The sequence below is a fragment of the Methanolobus sp. genome, from assembly GCF_016278385.1.
In the GTDB taxonomy this organism is placed as follows: domain Archaea; phylum Halobacteriota; class Methanosarcinia; order Methanosarcinales; family Methanosarcinaceae; genus Methanolobus.
On the sequence record NZ_JADQBY010000033.1, the window covers coordinates 1 to 10,208 of the forward strand.

At 38.3% G+C, this 10,208-nt stretch carries 14 protein-coding genes; 7 read left to right on the forward strand and 7 right to left on the reverse strand.

Translation table 11 applies throughout. The annotated features are described in order from the left end of the window. Nucleotides 1-238 precede the first annotated feature (238 nt). The 3 genes from QZZ23_RS12785 to QZZ23_RS12795 form a co-directional block, all read right to left on the reverse strand. The gene (locus QZZ23_RS12785) at nt 239-538 is read right to left on the reverse strand and encodes a DUF86 domain-containing protein (RefSeq protein ID WP_292470810.1); all 300 of its coding nucleotides are present in this window, start codon (nt 536-538) and stop codon (nt 239-241) included. Nucleotides 539-589: 51 nt separating this feature from the next. Next, nucleotides 590-892: a nucleotidyltransferase family protein gene (locus tag QZZ23_RS12790; protein WP_292470813.1), complete on the reverse strand. Its 303-nt coding sequence runs from the start codon at nt 890-892 to the stop codon at nt 590-592. A 411-nt stretch (nt 893-1,303) separates the two neighbouring features. Next, nucleotides 1,304-1,837 carry a hypothetical protein gene (locus QZZ23_RS12795; protein ID WP_292470815.1) on the reverse strand — a complete coding sequence of 178 codons (534 nt, stop codon included), beginning with the start codon at nt 1,835-1,837 and terminating at the stop codon, nt 1,304-1,306. 276 nt (nt 1,838-2,113) lie between these two features. On the opposite strand from QZZ23_RS12795, the gene QZZ23_RS12800 reads away from it, so the two are divergent. From QZZ23_RS12800 to QZZ23_RS12810, 3 genes are all read left to right on the forward strand, one after another. Further along, nucleotides 2,114-2,248: a hypothetical protein gene (locus tag QZZ23_RS12800; RefSeq protein WP_292470817.1), complete on the forward strand. Its 135-nt coding sequence runs from the start codon at nt 2,114-2,116 to the stop codon at nt 2,246-2,248. Between the two features lie 35 nt (nt 2,249-2,283). Continuing rightward, entirely contained in the window at nt 2,284-3,546 is a 1,263-nt protein-coding gene (locus QZZ23_RS12805; RefSeq protein ID WP_292470818.1) for an ATP-binding protein, read from the forward strand. Nucleotides 3,547-3,869: 323 nt separating this feature from the next. Continuing rightward, entirely contained in the window at nt 3,870-4,088 is a 219-nt protein-coding gene (locus QZZ23_RS12810) for a hypothetical protein (RefSeq protein ID WP_292470821.1), read from the forward strand. A gap of 97 nt (nt 4,089-4,185) precedes the next feature. Here QZZ23_RS12810 and QZZ23_RS12815 read toward each other — a convergent pair whose 3' ends face one another. The 4 genes from QZZ23_RS12815 to QZZ23_RS12830 all read right to left on the reverse strand — a co-directional run bounded on the left by QZZ23_RS12815 (nt 4,186) and on the right by QZZ23_RS12830 (nt 7,695). Beyond that, nucleotides 4,186-4,641, reverse strand: coding sequence for a glycosyltransferase family 2 protein (locus QZZ23_RS12815; RefSeq protein ID WP_292470823.1), 456 nt, complete (start codon nt 4,639-4,641; stop codon nt 4,186-4,188). 390 nt (nt 4,642-5,031) lie between these two features. Beyond that, nucleotides 5,032-5,214 (reverse strand): hypothetical protein, encoded by a 183-nt coding sequence (locus tag QZZ23_RS12820; RefSeq protein ID WP_292470826.1) that lies wholly within the window; start codon nt 5,212-5,214, stop codon nt 5,032-5,034. A gap of 299 nt (nt 5,215-5,513) precedes the next feature. After that, complete coding sequence (locus tag QZZ23_RS12825) at nt 5,514-6,950, reverse strand: ATP-binding protein (RefSeq protein ID WP_292470828.1); 1,437 nt, start codon at nt 6,948-6,950, stop codon at nt 5,514-5,516. 172 nt (nt 6,951-7,122) lie between these two features. Next, on the reverse strand, nt 7,123-7,695 hold the full coding sequence (locus tag QZZ23_RS12830; protein WP_292470831.1) for a metal-dependent hydrolase: 573 nt from the start codon (nt 7,693-7,695) through the stop codon (nt 7,123-7,125). Between the two features lie 109 nt (nt 7,696-7,804). Here QZZ23_RS12830 and QZZ23_RS12835 point away from each other — a divergent pair, with 109 nt between their 5' ends. From QZZ23_RS12835 to QZZ23_RS12850, 4 genes are all read left to right on the forward strand, one after another. Further along, nucleotides 7,805-8,332, forward strand: a complete 528-nt coding sequence (locus QZZ23_RS12835; protein WP_292470834.1) for a metal-dependent hydrolase — start codon at nt 7,805-7,807, stop codon at nt 8,330-8,332. 145 nt (nt 8,333-8,477) lie between these two features. Further along, nucleotides 8,478-8,660: a hypothetical protein gene (locus QZZ23_RS12840; protein WP_292470836.1), complete on the forward strand. Its 183-nt coding sequence runs from the start codon at nt 8,478-8,480 to the stop codon at nt 8,658-8,660. 37 nt (nt 8,661-8,697) lie between these two features. Then, nucleotides 8,698-9,300, forward strand: a complete 603-nt coding sequence (locus QZZ23_RS12845; protein WP_292470839.1) for an isoprenylcysteine carboxylmethyltransferase family protein — start codon at nt 8,698-8,700, stop codon at nt 9,298-9,300. A 376-nt stretch (nt 9,301-9,676) separates the two neighbouring features. Then, a partial coding sequence (locus QZZ23_RS12850; RefSeq protein WP_292470840.1) for a glycosyl hydrolase family 28-related protein occupies nt 9,677-10,208 on the forward strand: 532 nt, incomplete at its 3' end.

The window sequence follows — 10,208 nt, forward strand, 5'->3', positions numbered from 1 at the left end:
ACGCCTTTCATCTCCCCATCTTACGAAAGGAGACTTCTCGGCTTACAAGTTAAAAAAGACAATACATCCCATTAGCTTAATATGCAACCGATAATAGAAGGTCTTGAACAAACAGATTTTCATAAGCAGTAATTGTTAAGCAATTTTTTTGTATTCTTCGATATATTCTTATTAGTTTTTTTTACGCGCAGAAATGGGGAGAAACTTCCCCGTCATGCATCAAACAGGAAGCATAACCCTATGAATCCAGCTTGTTCAATAAATCTTCAATCACCGGCTTGGCTTCAGGTATTCCTTCTTTTACACTAAGCCAGACAACTTCAAGGTTTACACCAAAATAAGCATGTATTAATTTGTCCCGAATACCTGCCAGATCTTTCCATGGAACTGATGAATATATTTGCTTTATTTCATCAGGGATGTTCTTTGCTGCTTCGCCAATTATTTCCAGGGCCCGTATTACAGCATACTGAGTTTTGACATCTTCGATGAAATCATCAAAGGTACACTCACTGATAAAAGTTTCAGCTGCCTCCATGGCATTATATATGTCCTGTACATAGTCTCTTACATCACGAATGCAGATCCCTCAAATGGCTTCAACTTCTTTAAGTATGTATTTACCTATGTTTGGTTTCAATGCATCTTTCATGACAAGGTCCACTTTGATTCCCAGGGAATCGGAAAGATAGTTCTCCAGGTGAACAAATCTAAAAATAGTAGGTGCCCTGCTAAACTGCACCAGTACATCGAGATCGCTTTTTGGAGTGTCCTCTCCTCGTACATAGGAACCGAATAATCCAATGTAACTGACGTTATATTCCTCTTTCAACTGCGGCAACATTTCATGAAGCTGTTGTCTGTATTTTTCAACATTGGTTTTATATGGCATGTTCATCTTAAAAAAAGGTCTTTTTGAAGTATATGTTATTTTCATATGTATAAGTTGTTTGCCCTGTGTTGATGAAAGTACAAAAATGTGGTTTCCATACGAGCTTTGCATCCAATGATGAAAAACGAAGTATTGAAGGAAATGGTAGCGGTATGAGAATGTCATTTTTGTTGTAGATTATAATCTCGTGTGGGATACATTGGAAGAAAAATTACCCGAGCTCAAAAAAAGACTTGAATTACTGCAGATAGAAGTTAAAAAGGTCTTATTTACCTATTGTTAGTTTCATATGTATAATTGTTTGTCCTGTCTGGAGAAACTAATGAGATTTATCATGACCTTTTTAGTTTTGTTGATCAGGGTTTGGAAAATACTAAAAGACGATTAAATTCCTTCATGAACGTGATGGAACTAGACCAGAAGATATGTATAGAGCTCATATTCTCCTTTTTTTAACTTAATATTAATTTTTTTTGCCCTTCTGGAATATTCTGGACTCATCCTGAAATTCTTCCCTTTGTTGACACGCGAATTGATCGGGAAACCCACTTTCCATCGCATATCGTAATAATCAACTCTTTTTAAGAGACGAGAGCTCAACTTATACTTGATCTGCGGTCTTCCCCTCTGGCCTTTCTTTCGAGGAATCTCCTTTTTTAGTATAAGATATCCTTGCCTTCTGCTCTTTGCTTCTTCATAATAGCGGGAATAACGGTGAAGTATCTTATATGCGGCACTTGATGTTACCTTATGTTTTTTGTTTGGATTCTGATTGACAAGCTCAGTAAGTTCACCAACGGTCAAGTATTTATTTCCATTATCCCTCATCGTTTGAAATAACAAGAATTTCGAAGCTCCCACAGTACCTCGATAGTAGCAATACTTACATAGAGGGTGTTCTGGATATTCTTTATCAAAACCGCATGAAGGGCATTTATTTTCCATACTACAATGGCACTTGTTATTTTTTTTACTACTTAGTGCACTACAGCGATACTGCCCCTTGCTTGCAAGGGCAGTTGTAGTGGGAGTGAGAGCGTTATGCTTGAGTGGGGGGAGAAGGCTCAAACATAGATTAATTTGAAGTTTATTCTAAAGACGGTAACCTTTTGCTCAAGTCCTGATGAATCCTTAAGTTACAAAGAACATAAAAGATACTGCTGGATAGGACATGGCTATAATATAAAAATTTAATATATAAATATTTATTGGATTTAATCAGTGGTGTTGGAACGTGCCGCCTTTGGTGGAGTGCTTGCCATGATTCAGGAACTATCATTTGTAGAGTTCATGTATAGGTATGAACAGACTACCACTGCCAGACACGGAGAAAAGTTATCTTTTATACAAGAATAAATCCTTAAATAGTTAGTCTTACATAAAAGACTACTATGGCTAAAAAGTCGGCTTTCAAACAGATCATTAAAGAATTTCATGAAAAGGAACTTCCTGAAACATACAGCCGTGATTTAAAGATAGTCGATACCAGAAAAATAGTAAGCCTTATTGGTTCAAGAAGAAGCGGGAAAACGTTCTATTTCTATGAATTAATGAAAGGTATCAGGCAAAATGCTGATAATTCACAAATTCTCTATATCAATTTTGAGGACGACAGGATAATGCCTCTTGAACTCAATGATCTTAATTCTGTCATTGAGGCTTATTTTGAACTTTATCCGGAAAACACGGATAAAACTCTGTATTTCTTTTTTGATGAGATACAGAATATATCAGGATGGGAAATATTTGTCAGAAGAATCCATGATACCATGGATTCAAGGATATTTGTGACAGGATCAAGTTCCAAACTGCTGAGCCAGGAGATCGCAACAAGCCTGCGTGGAAGAACAATACCATTTTACCTTTACCCACTGAGTTTCAGGGAGTATCTTCATTTTAAAGGAATTGCTCTTGAGAAAGACTGGGAATATGGAAAAAAGAAGTATCTTGTTAAAAAAGCGTTCGGCGAATATCTGAGATGGGGAGGTTTTCCAGAAATCGTACTGGAAGATGAGACACTAAGACAGGCAATACTCAGGAACTATTATGAGATGTTCATCTACAGGGACCTTGTAGAAAGGTTTTCTATCAGGAATACAAGCCTGCTGAAAGGTCTGGCTTCTTATCTGCTTACTAACATCAGTAACCTTTTCAGTGTGAATTCGTACTATAAGACAATCAAAGAAAGTACACATGTCAGCAAGGAAACACTTGCTGAGTACATTTCATATCTGGAAGATATAAATCTTGTCTGGCAGGTTCCATTCTTTAGCCCTTCCCTGAAAAGCCAGCAGGTAAACCCACGTAAGATATACTGTATAGATCCGGGTCTTCGGGGAGCTGTGGCTTTCCAGTTCTCAAAGGATACCGGAAGACTGGCTGAGAATATCACTTTCATCGAACTTAAAAGAAGGAACTACGACGTTTATTACTGGAAGGATAAAAAAGAAGTGGATTTCATTGCCAGGAGTGATGATGGTAGACTCCGGGCCATAAACGTCTCATACACTAATGATATCGACCCAAGGGAAACAGAAGGTCTGCACGATTTTGCTAAACTTAACGATGCTGAACTGATCCTTCTTACGGAGGATATTGAAAAAGAAGAGGATGGGATCAATTTTATTCCCTTGTGGAAATGGTTACTGAGGTGAAGAGAAAAACGTTGCTGTACCTTACAGAAATGATCGATGTTTTTTCTAATTAAAAATTCATGGATTGTGCCGCCTACGGCGGGACGGTTATCCCGTCATCCTATTATCCTCCCCTCCATCAGCCTGTCCATTATAAGTTTCATGCACCAGAACCCCCGCTAATCCCAACATGACCCTCCACGAGTATATATAACTCTACAAATTATCCTTCTACTAATTTCACAAAACTTAAATATGTTCACTGGGTTTAATGTACCCATAGAAGTACAAATATACAGGCATTTGTGGAGTGTCTGAACAGGAACGTTTTGGGTTGATTAAAAATGGTGGTATTTGGTAATCTTTCTGGTTCTAATATACCGGTTACTGGTGGAGCTGAGTTTATAGGCAGTCATGTAGTTGACAGGTTTATTGAGATGGAAAATGAAGTTACAATTTTTGATAATATGAGTTTGGGAAAGATGGAGTTTGTAGAACTGTCTAACTTTGGTACACCTATGCTATTGAATCTTACATTAAAATCACAAAAAATCACTAATTGAGGATTTATTATGAACAACGGAAATAATACTGTTTTTTCAATCAGTCCTTCAGGAGAGGAATTCCCTCTTCCACAAAATAAAGAGTATGATGCGGAATTCAACAGAATTGAGAATCTGTTAGCTTGACATCGGCGGTCATGTTGGTGGCAAAGGTTAGAACTTCCTGGCCTACGCGGCGATATTTGGGTACATCTACGCTGTGGCCTTTGAGGAATCTTGCGCCGTTTACTATGTCGGCTTGTTGCCAGAGGATCGGCTCAACTATTTGAGGGATCTCATCGGGGCAGTGCTGGCCGTCAGCATCCAGGGTTACGAGAATGTCTATCTTATTGAGCTGGGCCCAGCGGAAGGCTGTGCGAAGAGCTGTGCCTTTGCCGGAGTTTTGCTCGTGGCAAATGACCGTGGCTCCCATGAGTTCTGCTATCTGGGCTGTGCTGTCGGCACTGCCGTCGTCTATGACAAGGACCTCGTCCACGTGCTGCTTAGCCCGGGCGATAACACTGCCTATGGCTATCTCCTCATTGAATGCGGGAATTGCAGCTGCTATTGTCATGTTGTACCAATCACCAACCATTTGATCGCTTTGTTCTGCGCGCATCGATGCAGAGAAAAACCAGAACCGAGCACATATATGAAAAGTATATAAGAGAAATATATATACTTGTTACAGTGAAAAGATACGTGATTACATATAAAAGTTCCTAATTTATACGCCAAATCTATTTATAATAAACATGAAATATAACAATTTTTAAATTTTTACAATCAATTCGTATGTACACGAATATTTATATGAGAAAATATGAGAATTAGAATAAACATTGTAAAGCATATGAAACATTTGCCGGGAAAAAATATAATGTCAGCTATATACAGGAAGGAAGAAGAAATCCCTGTAGGGATCACACTGAAGTTCCTTTAAGTATCCTGTTTTATATGTATATTATACAAGTATTTCCTTACGCTGCATAGCAACAGGTTGAGCGGGAAAGGGAACCGGGGAAATTGACGGGGAAAGAGCAGCAAAGACACGATATGCACCACAGTAGGAACCTCCGCCGTGTTCAACGCAGGTTTTAGCTGTGGAGCTGGCTTTATCGCAATTGTCATAGTATTTACATTTCATTATATGCCTCCGATATAAAACCCGATACGTCATGTATAGGGATATTATAGAATGTAATGTCACATTTAGCAACAGTATACATTTTAATATTATATTTATTAATAATATATTGTTTAAAGTTATAGTATAAAAGGTTTATCTAAAAAAAATACACATCATCTCACGGCTTTTAGACAGTAGAAATATCCCGACGCATGCGGCACGATCCAAGATTATTAAAATAGAAGAAATGCATCACCTGCAAAAAGCAAATCAGGAAATGGGAACCGCAGAAGAAGCACACCATCTACAAAAAAATATTATTTGCCAGATAAGCTCATCACCCTGCTAATATCCCCCAGGTCAAAGAGCAATACATTTTTCTCATTTGCAACTGACTTTGCCTTTGGAGTAAAACCTGATCTTGAGATTACAGCAAAGTATTCTTTTCGTTCCCTGTTATACCATTTAACGTGTTCTGCTTTATCCATGAGTTGCACTATAACGTCAGGCCCGACATTCTGTTTCTGCCATTTGCATTCACAGAACAGTATTTGCTTAGTGTCTGAATTTATCGACACCAGATCTATCTCATATGTATTCTTTCCAGGCTCTCCTTTGAATTTACCCCACTGCTTCCCGATCTTCTCAAAAGTAAAAGGAAGACTGCCACACCTATTCATTTCCAGCAGGAACTGCTTACTTATATCCTCAAAAACAGAAGCTGTAAAAGTGTCCAGCTCATTTTTGATCTTTTCCAATACTCGTTCATAGTTCCCTATCTCAAGTTCGGAGAGGCGAGGATACACAAAACGGAACCAGAATCTAAAAAATTTGTCATTGACCAGATAGATTGCTTTCCTTGATGACTCTTTATCGCAAACAGGACTCTCTTTTTTTATAAGATCAAGGTCATTTATCAGAATACTTAGATAATAATCGACAGAAGTGCTTTTAATCCCGGAATGCTCCGCAATCTCTGAAGACCTCGAACTCCCGGAAGCTATATTTTTTAGTATATTGAAATAGGTATTACTTTCCCTAAGTTCAGTCTTGAGCAAGACCTCAGGTTCGCTGTACAGCACACTTGTCCTTGAAAGAAGTTTCCTGATATTATCCTGCAATATATCCGATTCCACCTCTTCAAGATACTTTGGCGTACCCCCATAGATAGCGTAGATGTACACTTTCATCTCCACAGGCATATCAGGGAACCAATCTGCCAGTGCAGCAAAGCTAAAAGCATCAAAAGGCATCTGCCCCGTCCTCCTGCCAAATAATGGCGAAGCATACTCGAATATCTGATGCATCATGCCTATGGAAGAACCCGACACCACCAGGAATAACTTAGATTCAGTTGCTGACCTGTCGATGTGCTTCTGTAAATATGAATAAACACTGTTATTAATCCGTGAGAAACGCTGGAACTCATCAAAAACAACAACAACCTGCTCTTTAAGAGAGTACAGAAACAAACCCTCAAATATATCATCCCATGAAGGTGATCCCAAAAAACTAATCCCCAGTTTTTCATGAAAACTCTTAGCTACTTCCATCCTGACATCCTGATCATTAAGCTCAGGAACAAGCACATAACAATATCTCGTTTTTCCTTTCAGGAACTCTTCAAGAAAGCGCGTCTTTCCAAGCCTACGCCTTCCGATAACTGAAATAAATCTGAAATCACCTTTTAAGAACTCACCCTCTATATATTCGAGTTCATTTTTACGGTTTACGAATTCAAACTTTATTGTCATAACAATAATTGTGTACACAATAATATTTAAAATTTACCAGGACAGATCCACGACACCAATTGCAAAAACATAGACTGAAATAAAACCATCCTGCCCAAGGCGGCACATTCCAAAACCATTAGAATAGAAGAAGTGTCATTGACTAAAAAAAAGAATTTTCCAAAAACCAGCTTCATTCAATGGGCTCATACCGAAACCCGAACCCCAGGTCCTTCAGTGCAAGCAAAGCCATGAACATCACTGCGAAGATGAAGAACACTGAAACAAAGCAGGCGAAATTATAGTAAAAGAAATCCACACCTGAAAGTCTGACGTTCATAAAGACAAATATGCTCATCGGTTCATTGTACACCGGATAAAGATAAGTCAGACCGCCTTCAGCAATATCATCCAGAAGCAAATGAGACAGAAAAGCCGCCTCTGCAAATATACCCAGAGACATTGCCTTTGAACTGTCCCTGTACACAAGGTAGCCCAGCATCATTGCAAGCACAAATGCCACAATACCAAAGAGCAGTGAATGAGTTGGTATCATCCATATTCTTGTGTGCTGCATACTGCCATTGAGTATATAGTTCCATACAGCCGGAACATCAGGAAATAGTGAACCCACACTACCAACAAAGAACAGCAAACTTAAGTGTTTCACATCCTTCAGGCCGATCTCCTTGCGAAAACCGCTTCCAACAATTGCAAATATCCCCACCAGAGAGATGCAGAATATAAAAAATGAAAGATGAAACATTGGATAAGGCATATTCGTATTATATACAAGATTATTATATAAACCTGATGAATACATTTCAGATGGTATCAAAAGCAATAAATCAATTTAAACAGTAATATCATCCCACATGTTTATCATCGGCCATATAGGCGTAACCTTGGGGATACTCATAATTCTGAAAAAACACCCCTTCTTTTCAAAATTATACACCGGTCTGCCAATGGTCGCTTTTGGCGCCATGCTTCCTGATATTATTGACAAACCCATTGGCGAAGGTATCTTTGCAGATTACTTCAGCAACGGAAGGATCTACGGCCACACACTACTATTCTGCTTGCTGGTACTTATGGCTGCAGTATATTATTACAAAAGAAAAGATGACAATCGCATACTTGTCATTCCTGCAGCCACCTTCCTGCATCTTGTAGAAGACAGGATGTGGACAGCCCCACAAACATTGTTCTGGCCACTTATGGGCTGGCAATTTCCGCAAGGCTATAGTTCTTCCGGTTTACTCGACTATTTCCTTCGGATCTTAAGGAATACATATACTCTGGAGAGCAGTTACTCTTTTCTCTCTGAAATATTAGGGGTCTTGATACTGGCCTTCATTGGGATGCGATACCTGCAACAAAGATCAAAGCAAAAACAATAACAAGACAATATGAACCGGGACCATCAAATTAGAATACAGGAAACCATGAGATTATTTGATAATCTCTTTTAGATAGCTTCTTCTTCTTCTTCTTCTCGAAACTCTAATAAGTAATTGAGCCATAATAAAAATGCAGGGTGCTTTTATGGAAAATGAAAAGAGTTCCAGAAAACCGGTTTTTCCGATGTTTCCTGTAATACTATTAGTTACCGGTATATTGTGGTTGATAAATGACCTGCACATATTAACAATTGATATTCCGTGGTTTCCCATAGTTCTAATAATACTTGGAATTGGATGGATCATAGACTTCTATAAAGGAAAGTAAAATATATCTTTAAATTTAATAACATAGGGTGTAGAATTTGGTCCTATCCATAGTGATTCTGGTTCTTAGTCTTGTGGGATTCGCAGTTATCCACAGCTTGCTGGCAAGCCTGCCGTTCAAACGTTCCATCAGGCGATCTTTAGGTTCCAGAGCAGACAAATTATACATGCCAGTCTACAATCTCATTGCAGTGATAACTCTAATACCATTAGTTTATCTGCTCTATAAAAATCCAGGCCCGTTTCTCTACATCGTACCGTCTCCATGGCGCTGGTTAATGATAGCCGGACAGGTGATTGCTGCCATTGTTGGTCCCAGGGCTTTGCTTGATGCACCACATCGATTCAGGCTGCATTCACAGCTATCTGCACCAAATACTCCAGAAGCAGGTCACCTGGAGATCCATGGTGTTTACCGGTGGATAAGGGATCCCTTCCTGTTCTCGGGACTTGTTTTGATGTGGCTCACCCCTTTTATGACAACTAATCTGCTCATCATATACATCCTGACTACCATATATCTGGTCATGGGCTCTCTTCATTGGGAAAGCAGGCTAGTGGCACAATTTGGTGATGAGTACCGGGAGTATCAAAAAAAGGTTTACAGGATAATTCCCGGATTGAAAAGTTATGAAAAATAACAATCTGAATTATCTTGAGTGCCGCGGCTTAAAAATTCGATAATAATTTAAGTCCAATTTTACTAATTGCCTTATTTTATTAAATTCAATATTACTTTTTATACATATTGTATATGTTCATTTTTTACTGAAATTGTTTTTCAAAAAACCAGTGCATGCCTATTTATATTATGAATATAATAAATATAATAGAATATATTCTCCCATCGTACACTTCCATAATTACTAATATATTATTATGAAAATTACGCCCAAATAAATATGTTTGTTTTATAAATTCGATACCTTTTTATATCATAGCACAAATGAATATTATTATTCAAGTAAGGGTAATTAAAGCCCAGGATGATACAACAAACGAAGGAGTTTTAGAAAAATGAGACAACTATTACTATTTTTAGTCCTGTTTTCACTTTTTATAGGTGTAGCAGCGGCAGATACCATCACAGTTGGATTTTCAGGAGACAATCCTGACTATGTATGTGACGGATATAATGACGACGTGCAAATCAATGCTGCTTTGGCTAAAGTAGCTGGAACAGGTGGAACAGTCTATCTGAAATCAGGTACTTATATCATCGGTGAAACAATTAAAATAGGCGACAGTAGTACCCTTACTGGCGACTCTGACGCTGTTGTCAAGCTAAAGAACAATGCAAGATGGGACATATATGAGCCATTGATAAAAAATGCGGGTTCCAAAGGTAACATCAAAATACATGGTTTTGAAGTCGATGGTAACTTTCAAAATAATAATGAACATTATCGTGGTGAAGGTTCCTATTATATTTTGATATATATGTCATCTGTCGACAATGTTGAAGTATATGACATGAAACTGCATAACAATGCGTTTGATCTGATGCGCTTCGCAAAATGTACTGATGTATCTATCCATGACAATATAG

Coding starts and splice junctions, on each gene's coding strand:
- QZZ23_RS12785 (WP_292470810.1), bottom strand. CDS start 538: ATGGAGGCAGCTGAAACTTTTATCAGTGAGTGTACCTTTGATGATTTC.
- QZZ23_RS12790 (WP_292470813.1), bottom strand. CDS start 892: ATGCCATATAAAACCAATGTTGAAAAATACAGACAACAGCTTCATGAA.
- QZZ23_RS12795 (WP_292470815.1), bottom strand. CDS start 1,837: ATGGAAAATAAATGCCCTTCATGCGGTTTTGATAAAGAATATCCAGAA.
- QZZ23_RS12805 (WP_292470818.1), top strand. CDS start 2,284: ATGGCTAAAAAGTCGGCTTTCAAACAGATCATTAAAGAATTTCATGAA.
- QZZ23_RS12810 (WP_292470821.1), top strand. CDS start 3,870: ATGGTGGTATTTGGTAATCTTTCTGGTTCTAATATACCGGTTACTGGT.
- QZZ23_RS12815 (WP_292470823.1), bottom strand. CDS start 4,641: ATGACAATAGCAGCTGCAATTCCCGCATTCAATGAGGAGATAGCCATA.
- QZZ23_RS12820 (WP_292470826.1), bottom strand. CDS start 5,214: ATGAAATGTAAATACTATGACAATTGCGATAAAGCCAGCTCCACAGCT.
- QZZ23_RS12825 (WP_292470828.1), bottom strand. CDS start 6,950: ATGACAATAAAGTTTGAATTCGTAAACCGTAAAAATGAACTCGAATAT.
- QZZ23_RS12830 (WP_292470831.1), bottom strand. CDS start 7,695: ATGTTTCATCTTTCATTTTTTATATTCTGCATCTCTCTGGTGGGGATA.
- QZZ23_RS12835 (WP_292470834.1), top strand. CDS start 7,805: ATGTTTATCATCGGCCATATAGGCGTAACCTTGGGGATACTCATAATT.
- QZZ23_RS12840 (WP_292470836.1), top strand. CDS start 8,478: ATGGAAAATGAAAAGAGTTCCAGAAAACCGGTTTTTCCGATGTTTCCT.